The sequence below is a fragment of the Stutzerimonas sp. Brlt_14 genome, assembly GCF_051948915.1.
Taxonomy (GTDB): domain Bacteria; phylum Pseudomonadota; class Gammaproteobacteria; order Pseudomonadales; family Pseudomonadaceae; genus Stutzerimonas; species Stutzerimonas stutzeri.
In genome coordinates this window covers 106607-130502 of the sequence record NZ_JAYJLM010000001.1, presented here as the reverse complement: position 1 = coordinate 130502, position 23896 = coordinate 106607, and the positions used below count along the sequence as shown (strand labels likewise).

The window sequence follows — 23896 nt, the reverse complement described above, 5'->3', positions numbered from 1 at the left end:
CTCAACCAGCCGGAGGCGCCGCGCATGAGTCCTGCCAAGCCTGAAATTATCATCACCTATTGCACCCAGTGCCAATGGCTGCTGCGCGCCGCCTGGCTGGCTCAGGAGCTGCTTTCGACCTTTGCCGACGACCTGGGGCGGGTGTCCCTGGTGCCCGCGACCGGCGGGACCTTCCACATCAGCTGCGACGGCGAGCAGATCTGGGAGCGCAAGCGCGACGGCGGCTTCCCCGAGGCGAAGGAACTCAAGCAGCGAGTGCGCGACCGGATCGACCCGCAGCGGTCGCTGGGGCACAACGACCGCTGAACCGGGCCGGGCGATCGCGTAGGTTCAGCTCACTGGCTGGGGCGTGGGCGCCGGGCTCTTCAGGCGGCTGGTGATCACGCTCGCGATGATGATCAAGGCGCCACCGATCAGCATGCGCAGCGTTGGCTGCTCGTTGAACAGCCACCAGGCGAAGGCGATGCCGTAGACGGGCTCCAGAGCGAAGATCACCGAGGTGGTTCGCGCTTTCAGTACCCGCAGGCTGGCAACGAACAGGCTGTGCGCAAGCCCGGTGCAGAGCACTCCCAGCAGGGCGAGCCAGAGCCAGTCCTGCGCCGGGATGGTCGGGATCGCCGCTCCGCAGAAGGGCAGCAGGCCGGCGAAGATCGCCAGGTTCTGCCACAGCGCCGATCGCACCGGATCGAGGCCACGGGTGACGGCGCGATTGAGCAGCGACAGCAGCGCGAACAGCAAACCCGAGAGCACGCCATAGAGCAGTCCGGTAGTCGGGCCGTTGCCGAGATCGAAGGTGGGTGCGACCAGCAGCAGGCCCGCGGTGACGAGGCCAACCATGGCGAACTCCACGGCGCGGGTGCGCTCGCGGAACAGCAGGCCTTCGAGCAGGACGGTGAACGCGGGGAAGCTGGCGAAACCCAGGGTGGCGATGCCGACACCGGCGATCTTCACCGCAATGAAAAAGGTCAGCCAATGCGCGCCGAGCAACAGCCCTCCCAGCGCCAGACCGGCACGCTGACGCCAGCTGGGCAGCGCGCCGCTGGGGCGCAGCAGCTGTGCCACCAACAGCAGGGCAAGCACGGCGAACAGCGCACGGCCAAAGGTGATGACCAGCGCCGAGCTCTCGGCCAGTTTCCCGAGCACGCCGGACAGGCCAAACATCAGCGCGCCGAGATGGATCGCCAGCAGGGCGTTGCGCGGCGTCATGGTGTGAGGAACCGGCGTGAGCCGCGCGTTACGCAGCGAATATGAAGCGAGCTGATCATGGCGAGCTGAACCTTGACGAATCAGTGGCCATGCTAGGCCGCGGGCGAGCGGGTGTCTGTCGCGTCAATCATCGATTTTGTCGCGCAACTCTCGCCGCAGCGCGCGCGGCGTGCAGCCTCGGGCGCGCACCAGGGCGGCGGTGAAGGCGCTTTGCGAGCCATAACCGACGCGCGCGGCGATCTCGCCAACCGGCAGGCGGGTGTCGTGCAGCAGCGCCTCGCCCTGTTGCAGGCGGCGCCGGCGAATGTACTCCATGGGCGTGCAGCCAGTCTCGCCTAGAAAACGCGCGTGCAGCCGTGCCACGGACAGACCGGCGATGCGTGCCAGATCGGCGACCTGCAGCGGGTGGGCGAGATGCTGGTCAATGAAGCTGTCGATGGCGGCCAGCGGCAATGCGGTAGAGTCGGACGGGGCGCCATGTACGCCGTTGAGGCTGGCCAGCAGCAGGACGGCACCCTGCTCGGCGATCACCGAATCGTTGATCGGGCTGCTCGCCAGCCAGCTCACCAGGCTCTGCTGGGTCGGGCCGAGACGCAGCGTGTCCGGGCGGTCCAGCAACCGCAGGCTGCTTTCGCAGTGGTGGCCCAGGCGCTGGCGCAGCCAGCCTTCGGACGGCACATCCAGCACCAGGCAATGGCTGCCGGTCACACTGGCACAGGCGTGATGCACGGCTGCAGGGACGATTGCCAGGCCGCGTTCGCCGATCCGGCTGCCGCGTCCGGCGATCTCGAACTCCAGCTGGCCACTCAGGCCGAACACCAGTTGCGGGTGGTCGTGGCTGTGGGCAATGAGGTCGTGCTGGTAGTTGCGCAGCGATAGCATCGGCGATCTCGAAAGCGGGCTCTGCGGACCGGACACGGTAACCGCACGCTGCCAGCCCGCCAATCAGTAAATCAGAGGATGACCTTGTCGCGGAGTTTCTCGGCGGCCTGTTGCAGCGCCTGGATTACCCGCTCCTTGTCGAAGTTCTGCACGCCGTTGGTGTCCAGGTACATGGAGAACCCTGGCAGCTCGTGCTCGACGAAGCTATTGGTCGCGCCCAGGTCGCGGCGGAAGTCCACCACCTGGTAGATCTGTACCGGACGGGAGAAACCCTTGACCGCGATCTGCCCCTTGTCGCGGCACATGATCACGTCCTTTACCAGCGAATAGGTTTCGTGAGAGACCAGGATCTCGCTGGCCTCGGCCGCGCTTTCCAGGCGGCTGGCCAGGTTCACTTCGCGGCCGATGATGGTGTAGTCCATGCGGGTGTCGGCACCGAAGTTGCCCACCGTGCAGTAGCCGGTGTTGACGCCCATGCGGATTTCCAGCGGGCGGGTGATGCCCCGCGCGCGCCATTGCTGGCGCAGTACCTTCATGTGCTTGCGCATGGCAATGGCCATGGAAACGGCCGCCACCGCGTCTTTCTTGGCGCCCTGGCTGGACGGGTCGCCGAAGAACACCATTACGCAGTCGCCGACGAACTTGTCGATGGTGCCGCCGTACTTGAGGGCGATCTTCGACATTTCATTGAGGTAGTTGTTGAGCAGGTCGGTCAGGGCTTCTGCTTCCAGCTCTTCGGAGAGCTCGGTGAAGCCCTTGATGTCGGAGAAGAACACCGTCAGCCGCTTGCGCTGGGTTTCCAGGCGAACGCTGCGCTTGCCGGTGAAGATCGATTCCCAGACCTGTGGCGACAGATACTTGGCCAGGTTGCGGGCCAGGCGCGCGGCCTTGGCCTGTTCCAGTTCGATTTCCTTGCGCGCCAGCGCCAGGCGCACGCCTTGCTGGTGAACGAAATAGGCGGTGGCGCAGACATAGAATGTTGTGAACAGAATGCTGACCAGCGAGACCAGCGGCGGGGTGACGCCCTGGTAATGCAGACTCACCACGGGGTATGCCAGGCCGATGCCGATGCCCACGCAGAGCAGCGCCATGGCCAGGTTGCGCAGGCTGCCGCTCACCAGGGCGCTGAAGCTGAGGGTCAGCAGGAACATCAGGCTGGGTACGATGGAGAAGCCGAGCAACAGGATGCCGGCACCGGCGTTCATGGCGTCCAGGCAGAGCAGGACCTGTGCCGTGCGTTCCGGATGATCGCGCTTGAAGCGGTAGCTCAGGTGATAGGCCAGGTGCGGATAGAGCAGGGCGTACGGCACCATCCACAGCAGGTCCATCGAGAAGTACTGGATGTAGGTACCAGCGGCAATGGTCGCGGCGCAGATCAGATAGGCGAGCACGCGGGAGTAGTACTCGCGCAACGGGCGAGTGGCGAGGCCATTGCGGCGCTCAACCCTGGTGGAAGTCATTATGCGTACGATCCCTGGTAGATTTATCGACGCCTTTTTCTATGCGCCTTGCAGACTGCCACCGGGCGGGATCGGCGCCAGGCATCGATGATGGTGGCTCCGACCGAATCGCGCGGGTTTCAGTCTCGCCGTCGCGGAGCCAGCTCGGCGATGACCGGTCCGGGCGACAGCCCACAGATCATAACCAAGCCGCGCCGCATCGCCAAACCAGAGCGTCGAAAGTGCGCATACGCTGGTCGGATATGCTGCTGGCGTCGCACTCAGAAGCGGACGCGGCCGGTCAGCATGTCCTTGAACATGACCCAGTCGCCGAGAAGGCTGTACAGCGGATACTGAAAGGTCGCGGGACGATTTTTCTCGAAGACGAAATGGCCGACCCAGGCGAAACCGTAACCGGCCACAGGCATCGCCAGCAGCCACAGCCACTGCTGGCTGATCAGGGCGTAGCCGAGAATCGCCAGGACCAGCAGGCTCCCAACGAAATGCAGACGGCGACAGGTCGGGTTGCTGTGCTCGGCCAGGTAGAACGGATAGAAATCGGCAAAGCGGGTGAAGCGTTCGGCGGTTTGCGTACTCATGGCGTACCTCCTGTTATTGTCGCCGACAGCTTAGTGAGCGCGAATCTTGCGAGTCAGTGACAATCACGGCCAGTTTAGTAGCCTTGTGCGCAGCCGCCCGACCATTCGAAGAACAACAACATGACTGAACGCACCACATCCTCGAGCTGGGCACAGGGAATCGTCCAGGCGCTGGAGTCGGCCGGGCTCGATTGCCGTACGCTGTTCGCCGAGCTCGGGTTGGACTATGCGGCACTGCAGGACCCCGACGCGCGTTTCGCGCAGGACGACATGACCCGGCTCTGGCATCGCGCCGTGGCGGTTTCCGGCGACCCGGCAGTCGGCCTGAACATGGCGCGGCAGGTACGACCTGCGGCGCTGAATGTGGTGGGCTACGCGCTGATGTCCAGTCGGAATCTGAAAGAGGGCTTCGCCCGTCTGGTGCGCTATCAGCGAATCATCGCCGAGGGTGCCGATCTCGACTTTCAGCCATGCGCCCAGGGCTATCGGTTGAGCCTGACCATTCAGGGCGACCGTCTGCCACCTGCGCCGCAGAGCGCGGAAGGCTCGCTTGCCGGTTGCCTGACCTTCTGCCGCTGGTTGACCGGAGACGCGCTGCGGCCGCTGGAGGTCTGCTTTCAGGGGCCGCAGCCGGCCGATCTCGAACCCTATCGTCAGCTGTTCCAGGCGCCGCTGCGCTTCGGCGCGCCGCGCTATGCCCTGCTGTTCCGCGAGGCCGATGTGAACACGCCGCTGCCGACCGCCAACGAGGCGCTGGCGCAACTGCATGACCGCTTCGCCGGGGAATACCTGTCGCGCTTCGCCGATAGCCGGGTGATGCACCGTGCGCGACAGATCCTGTGCCGTCTGTTGCCGCAAGGCGAACCCCGGCGCGAGGCGGTCGCCCAGGCCCTGTGCCTGTCGGAAAGAACGCTGCAGCGGCGCCTGCAGGAGGAGGGCGGCAGCTTCCAGCAGTTGCTGGACGACACGCGACGCGACCTGGCAGAGCAGTATCTTGCGCAACCTGACCTGGCGCCGCTGGAAATCGCCTACTTGCTCGGCTTCGCCGATCCGAGCAATTTCTATCGGGCCTTCAAGCGCTGGTTCGGCGTGACGCCTGGAGAATACCGCCTGGCCGCTCGCGCGCGGCGCTAGGAACCTGTATCCGTAGCCGAAGCCTTAGCTAAGGCGCTCTGCACATCAACACGATGGAGAACGAAATTGGCCAGCAGCCTGCTTGCGCTGATCGATGATATTGCGACCGTGCTCGACGATGTGTCGGTCATGACAAAGGTCGCGGCGAAGAAAACCGCCGGGGTGCTGGGCGACGACCTCGCCCTCAACGCCCAACAGGTGACCGGCGTGAAGGCTGACCGCGAGCTGCCAGTGGTCTGGGCTGTGGCCAAAGGGTCGCTGCGCAACAAGGCGATCCTGGTGCCGGCGGCATTGTTGATCAGCGCCTTCGCCCCTTGGGCAATCACGCCGCTGCTGATGCTCGGCGGGGCGTTTCTCTGCTACGAGGGATTCGAGAAGCTGGCGCATCGCTTCCTGCACAAGGAAGACGGCGAACATGCCGAGACGGCGAGAGCGCTGGCCGACCCAGCGGTGGACATGGTGGCGTTCGAGAAACGCAAGATCGCCGGCGCGGTGCGCACCGACTTCATCCTTTCCGCAGAGATCATTGCGATCACCCTGGGTACGGTAGCGGCGGCTTCGTTCAACCAGCAGGTGACGGTCCTGGTCGGCATCGCGATTCTGATGACGGTGGGCGTCTATGGCCTGGTGGCGGCGATCGTGAAGCTCGATGACCTGGGTCTCGCCTTGAGCAAGCGGGCCAGTGGCCTGGCCAGTTCAACGGGGCGGGGCATCCTGCGGGTAGCGCCCTGGCTGATGAAATCGCTGTCGGTCATCGGTACCGCGGCGATGTTCATGGTGGGCGGCGGCATCCTTACTCATGGCATCCGCGCACTGCATCATTTCATCGAGACCAGCGCCCACGAAGCACTTGGGCTGCCTTACGTCGGTGCGGTACTGGGCGGGTTGCTGCCGACCCTGCTGGATGCCGCATTCGGCATCCTCGTCGGCGCTGTCGTGCTGGGGCTGGTGACGCTGGGTGGCCGCTTGTTCAAGCGCGGCTCCGGCGCCGCGGCCTGATCAGTGACGCCAGAAGGCCGGGGTCAGTAGCACCAGCACGGTGATGATTTCCAGGCGGCCGAGCAGCATGCCGATCGACAGCAGCCACTTGGCGGTGTCCGGCAATGTGGAGAAGTTGCCGGCCGGCCCGATGATCTCGCCCAGCCCGGGGCCGACGTTGCACACGGCGGTCGCCGCGCCGGTCAGTGCGGTGATCGGGTCCAGGCCCAGCAGTGCCAGACACAGCGCCAGCACACCGATGGTCATCGTGATGAAGAACGAGAAGGTGAGGATCGAACGGACGATTTCCTCGTCGAGGTTGTGGCCGTTGTACTGCTGACGGATCACCGCGCGGGGATGGATCAGCTGCTTGAAGTTGGCGCGCAGCAGCGAATAGGCCACCTGGAAGCGGAACATCTTCAGGCCGCCTGAGGTCGAGCCCGAGCAGCCGCCGATAAAGGTCAGGTAGAAGAACGCCATGACCGCGAAGCCGCCCCACTGGGTGTAGTCGTCCACCGCGAAGCCGGTTGTGGTGACCACCGATACCACGCTGAAAGTGACGATGCGCAGTGCATCCAGCGCCGGTACATCGTTGTTTAGCCAGTACCAGCCGCTGAACAGCACGCTGGTGATGGCCAGCATGAGCACGAAGCCACGCACCTGCTGATCCCTGAACAGCGCAGTGCGGTGGCCGCGCAGGGTCATCACGTACAGCGTGAACGGCAGGCTGCCGACGATCATGAAGAACACCGCGACCCAGTGGGCCGAGGGGCCGAACTTGCCCATCGAGGCGTCCGAGGTGGAGAAGCCGCCGGTGGCGACGGTGGACATGGCATGGTTGATGGCGTCGAAGGCGCCCATGCCGGTCAGCAGAAAGGCGATGAAGGCCGCGATGGTGAAGGTCACGTAGATCACCAGCAGATACTGCCCGGCCACGTGCGAGCGCGGCATGACCTTTTCCGACCAGTCCGAGGATTCGGTCTGGAACAGCCGCATGCCGCCGACGCGCAGCAGCGGCAGGATCGCGATGGCCATGCCGATGAAGCCGATGCCGCCCAGCCAGTGCAGCAGTGACCGCCACATCAGCAGGCCGGGGGAGGCGCTGTCCAGGCCCGAGAGTACCGTCGCGCCGGTGGTGGTGATGCCCGACATGGTCTCGAAGAAGGCATCCGAATAGCTGATGTGCTGGATCAGCATCAGCGGCAGCGCGGCGAAGCAGCAGACCACCACCCAGCTGATGGTCGTCAGGAAGTACATGTCGCGCGGGCGCAGGTGGGTATTGGCCGGCTTGCCCGGGGCGACCAGGGCGAAGCCGCAGGAGAAGGTGATCAGGCTGCCCCAGATGAAGGCCTGCAGGTCGTCGGTGCGCTCGTAGGCCAGCAGTGTCAGCATCGGGATGATCATGCTGACGGCAAGGGTGATGAGGAAAATGCCGAGGATGAAACCGATGATGCGCAGGGTCGGCAGGGCCATGTAGAAGGTGCTCGGCACGGGTGAAAGAGGGGCCGACATTCTACTCGCGTCGCGGTGGCAGTAAACCGCTCGGCGGTTCATTGAAAAATGTTTTCGCGGCGTGGCCCCGGCCCCTTCCCAAGCCCATCGGCATGAATAGAATAGCCGCCCGGGCGCCGGCCCATTCCGGTCTCTGGGTGTTCACCTGCCATGTCCATCGACAATCCCTGCCTCACGTGCGGCGCCTGCTGCGCGTACTTTCGTGTGTCCTTCTATTTTGGCGAATGCGTATCGGCGGGTGGTGCAGTGCCGGACCATCTGACCGTTCAGGTGTCGCCGTTCCATGTCGCCATGCTCGGCACCGACAGCAAGCCGGCACGCTGCGTCGGTCTGCTGGGAGACGTGGGCTGCGGCGTGCGTTGCAGCATGTACGAGCAGCGTTCGAGCACCTGTCGCGAGTTCGAGGCCTCCTGGGAGAATGGCGAGCACAACCCGCACTGCGATGCCGCCCGTGCCGCCCATGGCCTGCCGCCGCTGGTGCCGCCGCTGCAGCCCCATCTGTCGCCGGATCGGGTAGCCTGAGCCGGGGCATCGGCTGGGCTGTCGGCCAGCCATCACTCGCGATAAGGCGGCAACAGCCTCTAGAATGTCCGACCGCCTTAGGAGGTAATGGATGGACGCTCTGGATCTGCTGCTCAATCGCGTTTCGGTCACTCGCCTGTGCGAGCCGGCCCCCACTGCCGATCAACTCGACTTGATGTTCCGTGCCGGGCTGCGCGCTCCGGATCATGGTCAGCTACACCCGTGGCGCTTCCTCATCATCGAAGGCGATGCCCGCCACAAGCTTGGCGAGCTGTTCGCCGCGGCCCTGTGTGAGCGGGATGCCGGTGCCGCCGAGGAGGCGCTGCAGAAGGCACGCAACATGCCACTGCGCGCACCGATGCTGGTACTGGTGATCGCCAGCGTGAAGCCGCATCCGAAGGTGCCCGAGGGCGAGCAGCTGCTGGCTGCCGGCTGCGCGGCTCATGGCCTGCTGCTCGCGGCGCATGCCCAGGGCATCGGAGCGGTGTGGCGCACCGGGGAGTTTTCCTACGATCCGCGGGTGCTCGAGGGCCTCGGGTTGACCGAGCAGGAGCGCCTGCTGGGCTTTCTCTATATGGGTACGCCGGAAGGCCGCGTACGCAGCGCGCCGGTTCTGGAGCCCAAGGACTTCGTCCAGCGTTGGAACGCTCAGTGAGACGCCAGATCGTCTGAGGTTCTGCTCGCCGGGCCGGCCAGCGGCAGACGCAGGCGGGCGACGAAGCCGCCGTCGGGGTGATTGGCCAGTTGCAGCTGGCCGCCGTGGCGCTCGGCGGCGCGTCGGGCGATGGCCAGCCCCAGGCCATGCCCGGCCGCGGTCTGGCCCGGGGCTCGGAAGAAAGGCTCGCTGAGCTGGGGCAAGTGCTCGTCGGCCACGCCGGGGCCATGGTCGCGAACGCTGATCACCAGGTCCTGGCCGTCGCGCTGGGCGCGCAGCTCCACCGGCACCCCTTCTGGATTGAAGCGCAGGGCATTGCGCAGCAGATTGTCCAGCGCACGCTCGAGCATATCCGGCCAGCCCGTGTAGCGGATGCCGGGTTCGACGCGACTGTCGATACGTTGCGTGGGGGCGACGATACGGGCGTTGTCCTTCAGCTGTTCGAACATATCGGGCAGATCGACGTCGATTGCCGCGCCGGGCTCGGCATCCAGCCGCGAGAGTTCCAGAATCTCGCTGATCAACGCCTCCAGGCGGTCGCATTCCTTGGCCAGCCGTGGCCAGATCACCTCGCGTTCGCTGGGCGTGGCGCGCTCGGCCAGGCCCAGGGCAATGCGCAGTCGCGCCAGCGGCGAGCGCAATTCGTGGGACACGTCGCGCAGCAACTGTCGCTGGCTGCCGATCAGTGCCTGCAAGCGCGCACCCATGCGATTGAAATCGCTGGCCAGCACGCCGAGCTCGTCGCGGCGGGTCGCCAGGCGCGCCAGCGACTGCTGCTGATAGGTCGTCCGGCCGAGGTCGTGCACGGCACGGCGCAGGCGATCCAGCGGTCGGGTGATGGAGAGCGTCAGCAGCAGGCTGAAGCCGGTCAGCACCACCAGAGCGATGCCCAGCGCACTCAGCGGCCAGGCCAGGCTGCCGCGGTGCCAGGCCTGCAGTTCGGGATGCGGAATACGGTAGATGAACAGGTAGGTTTCGCCGGTGGTCGGGCTGGTGTAGTCGGCGGTCAGGCGTCGCCAGGGCAGTGGACGCTCGCGATCCTGATGGCGCGCCTCGAAGGCGGCAGCGCGGGCGGGGAAGGTACCGCGGATGATCGGCTGGCCGTTTTCCGCCAGGACCTGTACATCGACCCGTGCACGATGGCGGTGCTGTTCGAGCAGCCGCTGAGCGGCCAGCGGGCCCTGGCGCTCGTAGACTTCGGTCCAGGTCTCGGCCAGGCCCTGCAAGGCGGGATGCCGACCGAGAATCCAGGCATCCTGGTTCAGTGCATGGCCGAGCAGCATCGCCAGGCCGGCGACCAGGGCAATGGCCAGCCAGAAGGTTGCGAGTATGCGCCAGAACAGTGATCGCACCGGGTCTCTCCACGGCAAAAAGCCCGGCACGCTTCGCCCATCACATGACGGGCGGACGCTGCCGGGCGGGGTATCAGATGGACCGCCGGATCAGTTCTTCTGATCGCGCTCGGCCTTCCACTTAAGGAATTCGGCGCGTTCGGCGCGCTTTTCTTCCATTTTCTTCAGGCCTTCATCGAAGGCTTTCTGCTGTTCCGGCTTGAGCAGGGCGCGCATGCTCTGGTGAGTCTTTTCCCGACTGGCGTCCAGATCCTTCTGCATGGCCTGGCGCTCGGCTTCGGGCAACTTGTCGAGGTAGCGCTGGGTGATCGCCTGGCGCTGCTTCATCTGTTCGCCCATGAGCTTGCGCATTTCGCGCTGCTGTTCCTTTGTCAGGTCCAGCTCCTGGAACATGTGCGGGGCTCTTTTGCCGCCATGGGGGCCGTCGTGCATGCCACCGGGCATGGCAAAGGCGAGGGTCGGCAGGGCGGCTGCGAACACTAGGGCTACGAGTGATTTGCGCATGATGAAACTCTCCTATGTAGGGTAACCGGTCGTGCCGCCGCGGCATTGAAGAAGCTGGCGGCTGGTCGGTGACCGGATGAGTTCAGTCTACGCAGCGCAAGGTCAAGGGCGGTCAGCCCAGGGTAAAGCCTCGGTAAAGACGATCAGCCGGGCGTGATCAGGCCGAATAGAGATAGCCACGGCTGCGCAGGGCGACGATCCGCGGGCTGCCGTCGGCGTGCGGGCCCAGTTTGCGGCGCAGGTTGCTGACATGCATGTCCAGGCTGCGGTCGTAGAGCGTGAGCTTGCGACCCAGGGCGTGCTGGGCCAGGGCCTGCTTGTCGATCGGCTCGCCGGCCTGGGCCAGCAGGGCCTCAAGGATGCGGCCTTCGGACAGCGTCAGGCTGACGTCATGCCCGCCGACACTGGCAACGCCGCGGGCGGGGCTGTAGCTGAGGTCGCCGAGTTCGAGCTGGCTGGGCGCGGCTGCCGGTTGGCTGCGGCGCAGCACAGCTCGCAGACGCGCGGTCAGTTCGCGTGGGTCGCAGGGCTTGGCCAGATAGTCGTCGGCACCCAGTTCGAGGCCGAGAATGCGGTCCAGCGGTTCGCCACGACCGGACAGCATCAACACCGGGAGGTCCGGATGTTCGCTGCGCAGCTGCTTGAGCAGTTCAAGGCCGCTGCCGTCCGGCAGCATCACATCCAGTACTACCGCGGCGGGCTGATACTGCGCCAACGCCTGCTTCGCGCTCTGCCCGTCATGGCAGGCATGGGCGACGAAGCCTTCCTGTGCGAGCCAGCTGATCAGCAGCTCGCACAGCTCCTGATCATCATCGATAAGCAGCAATTCGCTCATGTTTGCCTGTTACTCAATTGAGCCACTGGCGCCGACGCCGGCCGCGCGTCACCAGCAGGCCCAGTAAGAAGCTGGTGACGCCAACGGCTCCGCCCACCGCGAACCATTGCTGCTGCTCGTTCAGCAACGCCGGCAGAACCTTCGACTGCTCGGCTTGCAACTGCATGCGCAGCCGGCGGTTTTCCTCGCGCAGACGCAGCAGCAGGGCTTCGGTGGTATCGCTGGCCAGGCGTGCCGCGTGGGGCTCGGTGGCGGTCTGCTGCGCTTCGACCGGTGCGGCTTCGCTGGCTTCGTCAACCGGCAGGGTCGGAACGCTTGATGTTTCTTCAGCCTGCAGCGCAGGGGCCAGCAGGGTCAGGGCAAGCAGCAGGGAAAGCGGTCGTTGACGCATCGGAACTCCTATTTCCTTACGAGGCCGTGGAAGACCAGCAGCCGGGCGGATTCGCTATCCCCGCTGTGTCGGCTCAGGGCAGCACTTTCTTGAAGGGCTTGACCACCACATTCACGTAAACGCCGGCGGCCTTGTACGGATCGGCATCGGCCCACTGTTGCGCAGCTTCCAGCGAATCGAACTCGGCGACCACCAGGCTACCGCTGAAACCGGCTTCGCCCGGGTCGTTGCTGTCGATGGCAGGATGCGGGCCGGCGAGCACCAGGCGACCTTCGTTCTTGAGCTGCTCCAGGCGCGCCAGGTGGGCCGGGCGGGTGGCGAGGCGGTCCTGCAGGGAATTCGGTGCGTCGGTGGCGATAACGGCGTACAGCATGGTCGTTCCTCGTTCGCATGGGTTGCGGCGTAAAAAAAGTATTGCATTCACGCCGGGTGGGGCTGGCGTGTGCCAGCCAGGGCGTCGACGCCCACAGGCCAGCAGCGCGGCATCATAGCAAACGGCGCCTGGCGGGAAACTGCCTGGATCAAGGATGCATCGCACGGCAAGCGGGATCGGCGGTCGAAGCAGAAGGTTTCGCGGCGCGGGGTGCCGCTGGTGCAAGCCAAAGCCCCGGCGCGGCGTTAGACTAGCCGGCCGTTCGCCCGCGCTGTCTTGCTGAACCGGGCTTGTCGGACAGTTTTTCGCGAGGTGCCGGCACCTCACTGGAGTGCGTTACCTGATGATCGTCGATCTGCATTGCCACAGCACTGCCTCCGATGGCGTGCTGGCGCCAACCAAGCTGGTGGAACGTGCCCATGGGCGCGGGGTCCAGCTGCTGGCGCTCACCGACCACGACACCGTCGATGGCCTCGCCGAGGCTCGGGCGGCTGCGTTGGCGCTGGGGGTGCAGCTGGTAAACGGCATCGAACTCTCGTGCCTGTGGAACGGGGCTACCATTCATGTACTGGGTTATGCCTTCGCCGCCGATGCGCCAGCGTTGCAGCAGGCGATCGCGCAGCTGCACGAAGGGCGCTGGCGGCGGGCCGAACAGATCGCCCAGCGGCTCGAGGCCAAGGGCATGCCTGGCGCGCTGGAGGGTGCACGGGCGATCCAGCAGGAACTGGGCGACAGCGGCAACGCGCCGGCTCGTCCCCACTTCGCGGAGTTCCTCGTGCGTGCCGGCCATGTCCGCGATCGTGCCGAGGCGTTTCGCAAGTGGCTCGGCTCCGGCAAGCTCGGTGACGTGAAGCAGCACTGGCCGAGCCTCGAGCAGACGGTTCGGACCTTGCGCGAGGCGGGTGCCTGGATCAGCCTGGCGCATCCATGGCAGTACGATTTCACCCGCAGCAAGCGCCGTCGCCTCGTCGTCGATTTCGTCGCGGCGGGCGGCCATGCGCTTGAGGTGGTCAACGGCATGCAGCCGCTGGAGCAGGTTGGCGGTCTGTCGATCCTGGCGCGCGAGTTCGGCCTGATGGCCACCGTGGGCAGCGACTTCCACGCACCGGGCGACTGGTCGGAGCTGGGGCTGTATCGCAACCTGCCGGAGGATCTGTCACCACTCTGGAGACATTTCGACCATGAGCGCCGCCTACCTGCTGCCAGCTGAACAGGGAGTTCCCATGAGCCAGTTCTTTCAGATCCATCCGGACAACCCGCAACCGCGCCTGATCAAGCAGGCCGTGGAGATCATCCGCAAGGGCGGGGTGGTGGTGTATCCCACCGATTCCAGTTATGCCATCGGCTGCTCGATGGGCAACAAGGCCGGCATCGAGCGCATCCGCCGGCTGCGTCAGCTCGACGACAAGCACAACTTCACCCTGGCCTGCCGCGACCTGTCGCAGCTGGGCCTGTTCGCCAAGGTCGACACCGCCGCCTTCCGCCTGCTCAAGGCGCATCTGCCCGGGCCCTACACGATCATTCTCACGGCGACGCGCGAAGTGCCGCGCATGCTGCTGCATCCCAAACGTCGCACCATCGGGCTGCGCGTACCGGCATTGCCGATCGCCCAGGCGTTGCTGGAAGAGCTCGGCGAGCCGCTGATGAGTGTCAGCCTGATCCTGCCGGGCGAAGACCTGCCGATGAGCGATCCGTACGAGATGCGCGACGCCCTGGAGCACCAGGTGGACCTGATCATCGATGGCGGGTACGGTGGCCTCGAGGCCTCGACCGTGGTCAGCCTGGTCGATGATCAGCCGGAGGTGGTGCGGGTCGGCTGCGGCGATCCCGAACCCTTCATGGCCTGAGCCTGAATGGCATGTATGCCGGTACAACATCATCTGGCCTGGGCGGTGAGTGGATTGAGGCAGGTTCGATGAACATGTCTCCGAGACCAGGCGCTGCGACGAGTCATGGCCGGCTATGGCAAGGTGCGGCGATGGAGCTACGGGCGCCAGACTTGACCAACTGAACCTACCAAACAGGCCAATTAAGCAAGGACACTCTTTTGAGCTCCATGGATTCACAGCGGCGTGTGGTTTCCGGTATGCGCCCCAGCGGCCGACTGCACCTTGGCCACTACCACGGCGTATTGAAGAACTGGGTCAGGCTGCAGCATGAGTACGAATGCTTCTTCTGCATCGTCGACTGGCATGCGCTGACCACCGACTACGAGAGTTCCGGCGAAATCTCGCAGAACGTCATGAGCATGGCGGTGGACTGGCTGGCCGCCGGGGTCAGCCCGAGCTCGGCCACGCTGTTCATCCAGTCGCAGGTGCCCGAGCACGCCGAGCTGCACCTCTTGCTGTCGATGATCTGTCCGTTGGGCTGGCTGGAGCGGGTGCCGTCGTACAAGGAACTGCAGCAGAACCTGCAGGACAAGAACCTCGACACCTACGGCTTTCTTGGCTATCCACTGCTGCAGGCGGCGGACATTCTGCTGTACCGCGCCGGACTGGTGCCGGTCGGGGCCGACCAGCTGCCGCATATCGAATTCGCCCGCGACGTGGCGCGCCGCTTCAATCACCTCTACGGCCGTGAGGACGACTTCGAGAGCAAGGCGGAGGCGGCGATCCGCAAGCTCGGCAAGAAAACCTCCAGGCTCTATGTCAGCCTGCGCAAGAACTATCAGGAGCAGGGAGACGTCGAGGCGCTGAATACCGCGCGCGCAGTGATCAAGGAGCAGCAGACCATCACCATCGGCGACCAGGAGCGGCTGTACGGCTACCTGGAGGGCTGCGGCAAGCTGCTGTTGCCCGAGCCGCAGGCGCTGCTCGGCGAGGCGCCTAAGCTGTCCGGGCTCGACGGCGGCAAGATGGCCAAGTCCAACAGCAATGCCATCTATCTGCGGGATACGCCGACCGAGATCGAGGAGAAGATCCGTCGCATGCCCACCGACCCGGCGCGCGTGCACCGCAGCGACCCCGGCGAGCCGACGCGTTGCCCGGTGTGGCAGATGCATCTGGCGCATTCCGAGGAGGCCGTGTGTCAGTGGGCCGAGCAGGGCTGTCGCAGCGCCGGCATTGGCTGCCTGGAATGCAAGGCACCGCTGATCGATTCGATCAAGGCCGATCTTGCGCCGCTGCAGGAACGCGCGCTGGATTACGAGCAGAACCCCGATCTGGTACGCAGCATCCTGGCCGAGGGAGCCGAGCGCGCCCGCGACGAAGCCCGTGAGACGCTGATCGACGTGCGTCAGGCGATGGGCCTGAATTACCGCTGACGCGCCCGCGCAGCTTCGAGGAAGACCATGCAGACCGAACTCCAGAGCCCCGAATCGACTCAGCCCGGCGAGCAGCTGCGCCTGGCGCTGGTCTATGGCGAGGCGGTGACCGAGCTGCCGCTGGACCTGTACATACCGCCGGATGCGCTGGAAGTCTTTCTCGAAGCGTTCGAAGGCCCACTTGACCTGCTGCTCTATCTGATCCGCAAGCAGAACATCGACATCCTCGACATCCCGGTGGCGGAAATCACCCGCCAGTACATGGGCTACGTCGAGCTGATGAAGTCGGTGCGTCTGGAACTGGCCGCCGAGTACCTGGTGATGGCCGCCATGCTCGCCGAGATCAAGTCGCGCATGCTGTTGCCGCGCTCGGCCGAAGCCGCCGAAGAGGAAGACGACCCGCGCGCTGAGCTGATCCGCCGGCTGCAGGAGTACGAGCGCTTCAAGGCCGCCGCCGAGGATCTGGACGAGCTGCCGCGGGTCGGTCGCGACCTGCAGGTGCCACGCCTCGACGCCCCGGATGCCAGGGCGCGCAAGCTGCTGCCTGATGTCAGCCTGGAGGAACTGCTGGTATCCATGGCCGAGGTGCTGCGCCGTGCCGACATGTTCGAGAGCCATCAGGTGACCCGCGAGGCGCTGTCGACCCGCGAGCGGATGAGCGAGGTGCTCGAGCGTCTGAAGGGGGGCGGTTTCGTCCCGTTCGTGGCGCTGTTCCATGTGGAAGAAGGGCGCCTTGGCGTGGTGGTGACCTTCATGGCCGTACTCGAGCTGATCAAGGAATCGCTGGTCGAGCTGGTGCAGAACGAGCCCTTCGCGCCTATCCATGTGCGCAGTCGAACCGAATAGATATTTGCAGGAGTCAACCGTGGACCTGTCCGATCCCAAGGATCTCGCTTCGCTGCTCGAAGCCTTTCTGCTCGCGTCCGGCAAGCCGCTCTCCCTGGAGCGTCTCGGCGAGCTGTTCGAGGAGCATGAACGACCTTCGTCGGCGCAGCTGAAGAAGGCCCTCGAAGTCCTGGACAAGTCCTGCAAGGGGCGGGCCTTCGAACTCAAGGAGGTGGCCAGCGGTTATCGTCTGCAGGTGCGCCAGCGCTTCTCGCCCTGGGTCGGGCGGCTCTGGGAGGAGCGTCCGCAGCGTTATTCCCGGGCGCTGCTGGAAACCCTGGCGCTGATCGCCTACCGCCAGCCCATCACCCGCGGCGAGATCGAGGACATTCGCGGCGTTGCGGTCAACAGCCAGATCGTCAAGACCTTGCAGGAGCGCGAGTGGATTCGCGTGGTTGGCCATCGTGACGTGCCGGGGCGCCCGGCGATGTTCGCCACCACCCGACAATTCCTCGACCATTTCAATCTGAAGAACCTCGACGAATTGCCGCCGCTGGCCGTGCTGCGGGAAATGGAGCCCGAGCTGCGCCCGTTGCTCGACGAAGATGCGGCCGTGCCGGTCGCCCTGCAAGCCCGCGCCGACGAGACGTTGGACGAGCCGCAGGCGCCCGCGCGCGAGCAGACCAGCTTCCGTAGCCTGCTGGCCGAACTCGATGGCATGGAACAGGGGCTCAAGACCGACTTCGACGACCTGCTCGAAGCGCAAGCCGCGGATATCGACTCCGACGAGGAGCAATCGACCCCCTGAGCCCAGGCATGTCGCCGGGGCGCCGGCGGCCTCGCTGCAGCCGGCCGCTGGGGGCATAGCTCTGCAGTCGCATGTCGTGCGCAACCATTGGCCTTGCGTCCTGTCCGAACGCCAACCGACTCCGGATGGTTTATGGTTGTCGAAGAACAAAATTCCGCAGCAGGAGAGACGCATGCACCCGCGAGTTCTGGAAGTCACCGAGCGCCTGGTCGAGCGCAGCCGCAAGACGCGTGAGCGTTACCTCGCGATGATGGCCGCCGCTGCCAGCGAGGGCCCTCAGCGAGGCGGGCTGCAATGCGCCAACTTCGCCCATGGCGTCGCCGGCTGCAATTCCACTCAGGACAAGCAGAGCCTGCGCCTGATGAACGCGGCGAACGTCGCAATCGTTTCCGCGTACAACGACATGCTTTCGGCGCATCAGCCCTACGAGCATTTTCCGGAGATGATCCGCCAGGCGCTGCGCGAGATCGGTTCGGTCGGCCAGTTCGCCGGCGGCGTGCCGGCAATGTGCGACGGCGTGACCCAGGGCGAGGCGGGCATGGAGATGAGCCTGGCCAGTCGCGAAGTGATCGCCATGAGCACCGCGGTGGCGCTGTCGCACAACATGTTCGACGCCGCGCTGATGCTCGGCATCTGCGACAAGATCGTCCCCGGGCTGATGATCGGTGCGCTGCGCTTCGGCCATCTGCCGACGATCTTCGTACCGGGTGGGCCGATGCCATCGGGCATCCCCAACAAGGAAAAGGCCGCGGTGCGCCAGCGCTACGCCGAAGGCAAGGCGAGCCGCGAGGAGCTGCTGGAATCGGAAATGAAGTCCTACCACAGCCCGGGCACCTGCACCTTCTACGGCACCGCCAACACCAATCAGGTGGTGATGGAGATCATGGGCCTGCACCTGCCGGGCTCCTCGTTCGTAAATCCTTACACGCCGCTGCGCGATGCGCTGACCCGCGAAGCCGCGCAGCAGGTCACCCGCCTGACCCATCAGGCTGGCAATTACACGCCGCTGTGCCAGGTGGTCGACGAGAAGTCCATCGTCAACTCGGTGGTCGCGCTCAACGCCACCGGCGGTTCGACCAACCACACCCTGCATATTCCCGCATTCGCCCGCGCCGCCGGCATCCAGCTGACCTGGCAGGACATGGCCGACCTTTCCGAGGTGGTGCCGACCCTGGCCAAGGTCTACCCCAACGGTCAGGCCGATGTGAACCATTTCCATGCCTGCGGCGGCGTGCCCTTCATGGTGCGCACGCTGCTCGACGCCGGCTTGCTGCATGAGGATGTGCACACGGTGGTCGGCAAGGGCCTGCGCCGCTATATCCAGGAGCCGTTCCTCGACGGTGACAAGCTGGTCTGGCGCGATGGGCCCGCTCAGAGCCTGGACGAAACCATCCTGCGCCCGGCAGAGCGGCCCTTCTCGCCGGAGGGCGGCCTGCGTGTGCTGGAAGGCAACCTGGGACGCGGCGTGACCAAGATCTCGGCCGTGGCGCCGGAGCATCGTGTGGTCGAGGCGCCGGCACGGGTGTTCATCGACCAGAGCGAGCTGGCAGCCGCTTTCAAGGCCGGCGAGCTGGAGCGCGATTTCATCGCCGTGGTGCGTTTCCAGGGGCCGAAGGCCAATGGCATGCCGGAGTTGCACAAGCTCACGCCCTTCCTTGGCGTGCTGCAGGACCGCGGCTACAAGGTGGCGCTGGTTACCGACGGGCGCATGTCCGGCGCCTCCGGCAAGGTGCCGGCGGCCATCCATGTCTGCCCGGAGGCGCTGGACGGTGGGCCGCTGGCGCTGGTCCGTGATGGCGACATCATCCGCGTCGATGGCGAGACCGGCGAGCTGCGGGCGCTGGTCGACCCGGCCGAATGGGCGACGCGCCAGCCGGCCATCCGCCCGGAAGACATGGGTATCGGTTGCGGTCGCGAGCTGTTCGCCTTCATGCGCGCGTCCTTCAGCACGGCAGAGCAGGGCGCCAGCGCGTTCACCGAGAGTCTGGAGGCGCTCAAGTGAAGACAGCGCTGGTTGGCGACATCGGTGGTACCAATGCACGCTTCGCGCTGTGGCGCGATCAGCGGATCGAGCAGATTCGCGTGCTGCCCACGGCAGACCATGCGCGTCCGGAGCTGGCAATCCGCGCCTACCTCGACGAGGTGGGCCAGCCGCTGGATGCGCTGGAAGCAGTATGCCTGGCCTGTGCCGGGCCGGTGAGCGGCGATCACTTCCGCTTCACCAACAACCACTGGCAGCTGAGCCGACAGGCGTTCTGCCGCGAACTGGGCCTGAAGGATCTGCTGCTGATCAACGACTTCACCGCCATGGCCCTGGGTATGACCCGGCTGCGCGATGACGAGCGCGTCACGGTCCGCGAGGGCGAGCCTGAACCCGGCCGGCCGCGTCTGGTCATAGGCCCCGGCACCGGGTTGGGGGTTGCCGGGCTGCTGCCGCTGGTGGGCGGCGGCTGGCGCGCGTTGCCGGGCGAGGGCGGGCATATCTGTCTGCCGATCGGCAGCGAGCGCGAGGCGGCGATCTGGACCCAGCTGCACCGCGCACAGGGCCACGTGAATGCCGAAGCCGTGCTTAGCGGGCCGGGTTTGCTGACGCTCTATCGTGCCTGTTGCGCGCTGGATGGCCGAGCGGCCGAACACGACTCCCCGGCTGGGATCACCAAGGCCGCGCTGGCTGGCGAGCCGTACGCCGTGGCCGTGCTGGAGCAGTTCTGCCGCTGGCTTGGGCGCATCGTCGGCGACAACGTGCTGACGCTCGGTGCACGCGGCGGGGTATATATCGTCGGCGGCGTGGTACCGCGCTTCGCCGAGTTCTTCATGCACAGCGGCTTTTGCGATGCCCTGTGCGAGAAGGGCCAAATGAGTGGCTATTTCGATCGCCTGCCGGTATGGCTGGTGACCGCGCCTTATCCGGGCCTGGAAGGCGCCGGCGTGGCGTTGCAATCGCTGCTGGAGGGCGTCTAGGCGGCTGGCAGGGAAAGGCGACGGGCGATCGGATAACAACAAGAAAAGGGACGTGACGTGAGCCAAGCAGGTAAGAACATCCTTCTGGTCGACGACGATCAGGAAATCCGCGAACTGCTGCAGACCTATCTCAGCCGCTCGGGCTTTCAGGTCCGCGGCGTGCCGGACGGCGTGCAGTTTCGCAGCGCGCTGTGCGCCGAACCGGCCGATCTGGTGATACTCGACGTGATGCTGCCCGACGAGGACGGCTTCAGCCTCTGCCGCTGGATTCGCCAGCACGAGCGGCTGGCCTCGATGCCGATCATCATGCTCACCGCCAGTTCCGACGAGGCCGACCGGGTGGTCGGTCTTGAGCTGGGCGCCGACGATTACCTCGGCAAGCCGTTCAGCCCACGCGAGCTGCTGGCGCGGATCAAGGCCTTGCTGCGGCGGGTCAGCTTCGCCCAGGAGCGCGGCAGCGACGTGCTGGCCTTCGATGAATGGCGGCTGGACATGATCAGCCACCGTCTGTTTCACGCCGATGGCGAGGAAGTCTTTCTGTCCGGTGCCGATTTTGCGTTGCTCAAGCTGTTTCTCGATCATCCGCAGCAGATCCTCGACCGCGACACCATTGCCAACGCCACCCGCGGGCGCGAGGTGATGCCGCTGGAGCGCATCGTCGACATGGCGGTGAGCCGTCTGCGCCAGCGCCTGCGCGACACCGGCAAGTCGCCCCGGCTGATCCGCACCGTGCGCGGCTGCGGCTACCTGCTGGCTACCCAGGTGACGCCGCACCATGAATCTGCGCACTGAGCGGCGGCGCCTGCGGCTGGTGCCGCGCTCGCTGCTCGGGCGCATGCTGTTGCTGACCCTGCTCGCGGTGCTGCTGGCGCAGGGCCTGTCGAGCCTGATCTGGCTATCGCAGCTGCGCGCCAGCCAGATGGAAGGGCTGTTGGCCAGCGCCCGCAGCCTGGCGCAGTCGATGGGGGCGAGCGTCAGCTACTTCCGATCGCTGCCGCTGGGCTACCGACCGCTGGTGCTCGACCAGCTGCGCAGCATGGGCGGCACGCGCTTCTTCGTCTCGCTCAACGACAAGCCGCTGGAGATGAAGATCCTGCCGGAGACGCCACGCAAGCGTGCGGTGCTGCACGAGGTGGAGCAGGTGCTGCGCCAGCGTCTGGGTGGCGCGGTGGACCTGACCATCGAGTTCGTCAGCCCGGACGATCTGCGCATCTTCAACAGCGGCATCAAGCTCGAGGAGCTGCCGCGCTCCTGGGCCCACTACGCGCTGGGCTTCGAACCACTGGCGCCACCGGTGCTGGTGACGCAGATCCAGATCGCGCCGCAGGAATGGCTCTATCTCGCCTCGCTGATGCCGGCACCCTACGTCAGCCTGGAAGACGAGGGGCTGCCGGTGCAGCAGCTGTGGTTCATCGTGCTGACCAGCGCCTTCCTGCTGCTGTTCATCGGCCTGCTGGTGCGCTGGCAGAGCCGGCCATTGAAACGCCTGGCCAAGGCGGCGCGGGAGCTGTCGGTGGGAGGGGAAGTGCGGCCGCTGGCCGAGATCGGTGCCAGCGAGATCGTCGAGGTCAGCCGCGCCTTCAACAACATGCGCGAGCGCATCAGTCGCTATCTGACCGAGCGCGGCCAGTTGTTCAGCGCCATCTCCCACGACCTGCGTACGCCCATCACACGGCTGCGGCTGCGGGTCGAGCTGCTGGAGGACGAGGCCCAGCAAGTCAAGTTCAACCGCGATCTCGACGAACTGGAGCTGCTGGTCAAGGGCGCCCTGCAGTGCGTGAAGGACACCGATATCCACGAGAACATCGAGGCCGTGGACCTCAATCTGTTGCTCGAACACATCGTGGAGCCCTACCAGGCCTGCGACCAGACCCGCGTGACCCTGGATGGACGCGCGCTGGCGACTTACCCCGGCAAGCCGCTGGCACTAAAGCGCTGCATCGGCAACCTGCTGGACAACGCCCTGAAGTATGGCGAGCGCGCCCACCTGCACGTCGAGGATGGCAAGGAGGCGCTGGTGCTGCACGTTGACGACGAGGGGCCGGGCGTGCCGGAGCAGCGCCTGGAGCACGTTTTCGAACCCCATGTACGGCTCTCCGGCCAGCAGCAGGGCTACGGCCTGGGGCTGGGTATCGCGCGCAACATCGCTCACGCCCACGGCGGCGAGCTGAGCATGCGCAACTTGCAGCAGGGAGGGCTGAGGGTGACCCTCACACTACCGAGCTGAAGCCCGCCGGGCGTGCCTGTTACCTGTGGCGTGTCTTTGTAACCGGTTGGTGACCATCGGCCATCCCTTCGTTACCCAGTGTCCATTTTTCCGGGCATAGACTCGGTCCATCGCAAGCGACCCACGACTTGCCGGATAAAAACAAGAAGGTACTCCTCCATGAATGCGATCCATCGTCTCGCTCTTTCCGTTTCCCTTGCCCTGCCATTGCTCGCCCACGCCGGCGAGGTCGAAGTCCTGCACTGGTGGACCTCCGGCGGCGAGAAGCGCGCCGCCGACACCCTGCAGAAGATGGTCGAGCAGAAAGGCCACACCTGGAAGGATTTCGCCGTCGCCGGCGGTGGTGGCGAGGCTGCCATGACCGTGCTGAAGACCCGCGCGGTTTCCGGCAACCCGCCGTCCGCCGCACAGATCAAGGGCCCGGACATCCAGGAGTGGGGCGAACTCGGCCTGCTCGCCAACCTTGACGACACCGCCAAGGCCGAACGCTGGGACGAACTGCTGCCCGAGCAGGTCAGCAAGATCATGCAGTACGACGGCTCCTACGTGGCCGTGCCGGTCAACGTGCACCGGGTCAACTGGCTGTGGATCAACCCGGAGGTATTCGAGAAGGCCGGTGCCACGCCGCCGAAGACCCTCGACGAGTTCTTTGCCGCTGCCGAGAAGCTCAAGGCAGCCGGTTTCGTGCCGGTCGCCCACGGTGGCCAGCCGTGGCAGGACGGCACCGTGTTCGAGGGCTTCGTGCTCAGCATTCTCGGGCCGGACGACTACCACAAGGCATTCGTCGAGCTGGACGAGGACACCCTGACCGGCGACAAGATGGTCCAGGCCTTCACCGCGCTGAAGAAGCTGCGTGATTACCTCGACGCCGATGCCGCAGGCCGTGAGTGGAACCGTGCCACTGGCATGGTCATCGACGGCAAGGCCGGCATGCAGATCATGGGTGACTGGGCCAAGAGCGAGTTCACGGCCGCCAACAAGGTCGCGGGCAAGGACTACCAGTGCCTGCCATTTCCCGGCACTCAGGGCAGCTTCACCTTCAACATCGATTCGCTGGCGATGTTCAAGCTGAGCAGCGATGAGAACCGCAAGGCCCAGGAAGACCTGGCGCGCGCGGTGCTGCAGCCGGAGTTCCAGACGTTCTTCAACCAGAACAAGGGCTCCATCCCGGTTCGCCAGGACCAGGACATGAGCGAGTTCGACGCCTGCGCCCAGCAGTCGATGAAGGACTTCAAGGCGGCGGCCCAGGGCAGCGGCCTGCAACCCAGCCTGACCCACGGCATGGCCGCTTCGAGCTACGTGCAGGGCGCGGTGTTCGATGTCGTGACCAACTTCTTCAACGACCCCAAGGCCGATCCGCAAAAGGCGGCCAGGCAGCTGGCGGCGGCGATCCAGGCCGTGCAGTGACGCCAAGGGCGGACCGCGTCCGCC

Annotated in this window: 25 protein-coding genes; 15 read left to right on the top strand and 10 right to left on the bottom strand. The window is 65.6% G+C overall.

The genetic code is table 11. The features are described from left to right. The first annotated feature begins 24 nt into the window (after positions 1 to 24). Entirely contained in the window at positions 25 to 306 is a 282-nt protein-coding gene (locus tag VF716_RS00625; protein ID WP_011913578.1) for a SelT/SelW/SelH family protein, read from the top strand. 24 nt (positions 307 to 330) lie between these two features. Here the strand turns inward: VF716_RS00625 and VF716_RS00620 are convergent, their stop codons facing one another. The 4 genes from VF716_RS00620 to VF716_RS00605 form a co-directional block, all read right to left on the bottom strand. Then, positions 331 to 1206: a DMT family transporter gene (locus VF716_RS00620; protein ID WP_013983072.1), complete on the bottom strand. Its 876-nt coding sequence runs from the start codon at positions 1204 to 1206 to the stop codon at positions 331 to 333. A gap of 123 nt (positions 1207 to 1329) precedes the next feature. Beyond that, a complete protein-coding gene (locus tag VF716_RS00615; protein ID WP_017245236.1) occupies positions 1330 to 2088 on the bottom strand; it encodes an AraC family transcriptional regulator in 759 nt (252 codons plus the stop codon). Positions 2089 to 2159: 71 nt separating this feature from the next. Next, positions 2160 to 3548, bottom strand: a complete 1389-nt coding sequence (locus VF716_RS00610) for an adenylate/guanylate cyclase domain-containing protein (protein ID WP_011913575.1) — start codon at positions 3546 to 3548, stop codon at positions 2160 to 2162. A 260-nt stretch (positions 3549 to 3808) separates the two neighbouring features. Continuing rightward, positions 3809 to 4126, bottom strand: coding sequence for an Mpo1-like protein (locus VF716_RS00605; RefSeq protein WP_011913574.1), 318 nt, complete (start codon positions 4124 to 4126; stop codon positions 3809 to 3811). 120 nt (positions 4127 to 4246) lie between these two features. Between VF716_RS00605 and VF716_RS00600 the strand changes: the two genes are divergently transcribed. Both VF716_RS00600 and VF716_RS00595 read left to right on the top strand, forming a co-directional pair. Beyond that, entirely contained in the window at positions 4247 to 5260 is a 1014-nt protein-coding gene (locus VF716_RS00600) for an AraC family transcriptional regulator (protein WP_011913573.1), read from the top strand. A gap of 66 nt (positions 5261 to 5326) precedes the next feature. Then, a complete protein-coding gene (locus VF716_RS00595) occupies positions 5327 to 6259 on the top strand; it encodes a DUF808 domain-containing protein (RefSeq protein ID WP_019406101.1) in 933 nt (310 codons plus the stop codon). Here VF716_RS00595 and VF716_RS00590 read toward each other — a convergent pair whose 3' ends face one another. After that, positions 6260 to 7711, bottom strand: coding sequence for a TrkH family potassium uptake protein (locus VF716_RS00590; RefSeq protein ID WP_014596988.1), 1452 nt, complete (start codon positions 7709 to 7711; stop codon positions 6260 to 6262). A 189-nt stretch (positions 7712 to 7900) separates the two neighbouring features. Here VF716_RS00590 and VF716_RS00585 point away from each other — a divergent pair, with 189 nt between their 5' ends. Then, the gene (locus tag VF716_RS00585) at positions 7901 to 8272 is read left to right on the top strand and encodes a YkgJ family cysteine cluster protein (RefSeq protein ID WP_011913570.1); all 372 of its coding nucleotides are present in this window, start codon (positions 7901 to 7903) and stop codon (positions 8270 to 8272) included. A 91-nt stretch (positions 8273 to 8363) separates the two neighbouring features. Continuing rightward, positions 8364 to 8927, top strand: coding sequence for an NAD(P)H nitroreductase (locus VF716_RS00580; RefSeq protein WP_011913569.1), 564 nt, complete (start codon positions 8364 to 8366; stop codon positions 8925 to 8927). On the opposite strand, the gene VF716_RS00575 is transcribed toward VF716_RS00580, so the two are convergent. The 5 genes from VF716_RS00575 to VF716_RS00555 form a co-directional block, all read right to left on the bottom strand. After that, positions 8921 to 10279: a sensor histidine kinase gene (locus VF716_RS00575; protein WP_045158364.1), complete on the bottom strand. Its 1359-nt coding sequence runs from the start codon at positions 10277 to 10279 to the stop codon at positions 8921 to 8923. The genes VF716_RS00580 and VF716_RS00575 overlap by 7 nt on opposite strands. Before the next feature lie 90 nt (positions 10280 to 10369). After that, positions 10370 to 10783, bottom strand: a complete 414-nt coding sequence (locus tag VF716_RS00570; protein WP_011913567.1) for a Spy/CpxP family protein refolding chaperone — start codon at positions 10781 to 10783, stop codon at positions 10370 to 10372. A 157-nt stretch (positions 10784 to 10940) separates the two neighbouring features. Next, positions 10941 to 11618 carry a response regulator transcription factor gene (locus tag VF716_RS00565; RefSeq protein WP_011913566.1) on the bottom strand — a complete coding sequence of 226 codons (678 nt, stop codon included), beginning with the start codon at positions 11616 to 11618 and terminating at the stop codon, positions 10941 to 10943. 13 nt (positions 11619 to 11631) lie between these two features. Beyond that, positions 11632 to 12009 carry a hypothetical protein gene (locus VF716_RS00560; protein WP_011913565.1) on the bottom strand — a complete coding sequence of 126 codons (378 nt, stop codon included), beginning with the start codon at positions 12007 to 12009 and terminating at the stop codon, positions 11632 to 11634. A gap of 73 nt (positions 12010 to 12082) precedes the next feature. Next, complete coding sequence (locus VF716_RS00555) at positions 12083 to 12382, bottom strand: YciI family protein (RefSeq protein ID WP_003294265.1); 300 nt, start codon at positions 12380 to 12382, stop codon at positions 12083 to 12085. Positions 12383 to 12725: 343 nt separating this feature from the next. On the opposite strand from VF716_RS00555, the gene VF716_RS00550 reads away from it, so the two are divergent. The 10 genes from VF716_RS00550 to VF716_RS00505 all read left to right on the top strand — a co-directional run bounded on the left by VF716_RS00550 (position 12726) and on the right by VF716_RS00505 (position 23872). Next, positions 12726 to 13592 (top strand): PHP domain-containing protein, encoded by an 867-nt coding sequence (locus tag VF716_RS00550; protein ID WP_011913564.1) that lies wholly within the window; start codon positions 12726 to 12728, stop codon positions 13590 to 13592. Positions 13593 to 13605: 13 nt separating this feature from the next. After that, positions 13606 to 14229 (top strand): L-threonylcarbamoyladenylate synthase, encoded by a 624-nt coding sequence (locus VF716_RS00545; protein WP_011913563.1) that lies wholly within the window; start codon positions 13606 to 13608, stop codon positions 14227 to 14229. 209 nt (positions 14230 to 14438) lie between these two features. Continuing rightward, on the top strand, positions 14439 to 15644 hold the full coding sequence (locus tag VF716_RS00540; protein ID WP_187283647.1) for a tryptophan--tRNA ligase: 1206 nt from the start codon (positions 14439 to 14441) through the stop codon (positions 15642 to 15644). A gap of 27 nt (positions 15645 to 15671) precedes the next feature. Beyond that, the gene (locus VF716_RS00535) at positions 15672 to 16490 is read left to right on the top strand and encodes a segregation and condensation protein A (RefSeq protein ID WP_020307887.1); all 819 of its coding nucleotides are present in this window, start codon (positions 15672 to 15674) and stop codon (positions 16488 to 16490) included. Between the two features lie 19 nt (positions 16491 to 16509). Beyond that, entirely contained in the window at positions 16510 to 17277 is a 768-nt protein-coding gene (gene scpB, locus VF716_RS00530) for an SMC-Scp complex subunit ScpB (RefSeq protein WP_041755548.1), read from the top strand. A gap of 172 nt (positions 17278 to 17449) precedes the next feature. After that, on the top strand, positions 17450 to 19279 hold the full coding sequence (gene edd / locus VF716_RS00525) for a phosphogluconate dehydratase (RefSeq protein ID WP_011913559.1): 1830 nt from the start codon (positions 17450 to 17452) through the stop codon (positions 19277 to 19279). Then, positions 19276 to 20238, top strand: a complete 963-nt coding sequence (locus VF716_RS00520) for a glucokinase (protein ID WP_011913558.1) — start codon at positions 19276 to 19278, stop codon at positions 20236 to 20238. Before edd ends, VF716_RS00520 begins: the two co-directional genes overlap by 4 nt. Before the next feature lie 57 nt (positions 20239 to 20295). After that, the gene (locus VF716_RS00515) at positions 20296 to 21030 is read left to right on the top strand and encodes a response regulator (RefSeq protein ID WP_017245224.1); all 735 of its coding nucleotides are present in this window, start codon (positions 20296 to 20298) and stop codon (positions 21028 to 21030) included. Beyond that, a complete protein-coding gene (locus tag VF716_RS00510; RefSeq protein ID WP_125865494.1) occupies positions 21014 to 22465 on the top strand; it encodes an ATP-binding protein in 1452 nt (483 codons plus the stop codon). Before VF716_RS00515 ends, VF716_RS00510 begins: the two co-directional genes overlap by 17 nt. A 159-nt stretch (positions 22466 to 22624) precedes the next feature. Continuing rightward, the gene (locus tag VF716_RS00505; RefSeq protein WP_017245222.1) at positions 22625 to 23872 is read left to right on the top strand and encodes an ABC transporter substrate-binding protein; all 1248 of its coding nucleotides are present in this window, start codon (positions 22625 to 22627) and stop codon (positions 23870 to 23872) included. Positions 23873 to 23896: the final 24 nt, after the last annotated feature.

What these genes read in the sequence shown, in the direction of transcription:
- VF716_RS00560 (WP_011913565.1), bottom strand. Translation starts at nt 12,009, where the DNA reads ATGCGTCAACGACCGCTTTCCCTGCTGCTTGCCCTGACCCTGCTGGCC.
- VF716_RS00570 (WP_011913567.1), bottom strand. Translation starts at nt 10,783, where the DNA reads ATGCGCAAATCACTCGTAGCCCTAGTGTTCGCAGCCGCCCTGCCGACC.
- VF716_RS00615 (WP_017245236.1), bottom strand. Translation starts at nt 2,088, where the DNA reads ATGCTATCGCTGCGCAACTACCAGCACGACCTCATTGCCCACAGCCAC.
- VF716_RS00610 (WP_011913575.1), bottom strand. Translation starts at nt 3,548, where the DNA reads ATGACTTCCACCAGGGTTGAGCGCCGCAATGGCCTCGCCACTCGCCCG.
- edd (WP_011913559.1), top strand. Translation starts at nt 17,450, where the DNA reads ATGCACCCGCGAGTTCTGGAAGTCACCGAGCGCCTGGTCGAGCGCAGC.
- VF716_RS00580 (WP_011913569.1), top strand. Translation starts at nt 8,364, where the DNA reads ATGGACGCTCTGGATCTGCTGCTCAATCGCGTTTCGGTCACTCGCCTG.
- VF716_RS00555 (WP_003294265.1), bottom strand. Translation starts at nt 12,382, where the DNA reads ATGCTGTACGCCGTTATCGCCACCGACGCACCGAATTCCCTGCAGGAC.
- VF716_RS00625 (WP_011913578.1), top strand. Translation starts at nt 25, where the DNA reads ATGAGTCCTGCCAAGCCTGAAATTATCATCACCTATTGCACCCAGTGC.
- VF716_RS00510 (WP_125865494.1), top strand. Translation starts at nt 21,014, where the DNA reads ATGAATCTGCGCACTGAGCGGCGGCGCCTGCGGCTGGTGCCGCGCTCG.
- VF716_RS00590 (WP_014596988.1), bottom strand. Translation starts at nt 7,711, where the DNA reads ATGGCCCTGCCGACCCTGCGCATCATCGGTTTCATCCTCGGCATTTTC.
- VF716_RS00550 (WP_011913564.1), top strand. Translation starts at nt 12,726, where the DNA reads ATGATCGTCGATCTGCATTGCCACAGCACTGCCTCCGATGGCGTGCTG.
- VF716_RS00545 (WP_011913563.1), top strand. Translation starts at nt 13,606, where the DNA reads ATGAGCCAGTTCTTTCAGATCCATCCGGACAACCCGCAACCGCGCCTG.
- VF716_RS00605 (WP_011913574.1), bottom strand. Translation starts at nt 4,126, where the DNA reads ATGAGTACGCAAACCGCCGAACGCTTCACCCGCTTTGCCGATTTCTAT.
- VF716_RS00620 (WP_013983072.1), bottom strand. Translation starts at nt 1,206, where the DNA reads ATGACGCCGCGCAACGCCCTGCTGGCGATCCATCTCGGCGCGCTGATG.
- VF716_RS00535 (WP_020307887.1), top strand. Translation starts at nt 15,672, where the DNA reads ATGCAGACCGAACTCCAGAGCCCCGAATCGACTCAGCCCGGCGAGCAG.
- VF716_RS00600 (WP_011913573.1), top strand. Translation starts at nt 4,247, where the DNA reads ATGACTGAACGCACCACATCCTCGAGCTGGGCACAGGGAATCGTCCAG.
- VF716_RS00585 (WP_011913570.1), top strand. Translation starts at nt 7,901, where the DNA reads ATGTCCATCGACAATCCCTGCCTCACGTGCGGCGCCTGCTGCGCGTAC.
- VF716_RS00505 (WP_017245222.1), top strand. Translation starts at nt 22,625, where the DNA reads ATGAATGCGATCCATCGTCTCGCTCTTTCCGTTTCCCTTGCCCTGCCA.
- VF716_RS00565 (WP_011913566.1), bottom strand. Translation starts at nt 11,618, where the DNA reads ATGAGCGAATTGCTGCTTATCGATGATGATCAGGAGCTGTGCGAGCTG.
- VF716_RS00540 (WP_187283647.1), top strand. Translation starts at nt 14,439, where the DNA reads ATGGATTCACAGCGGCGTGTGGTTTCCGGTATGCGCCCCAGCGGCCGA.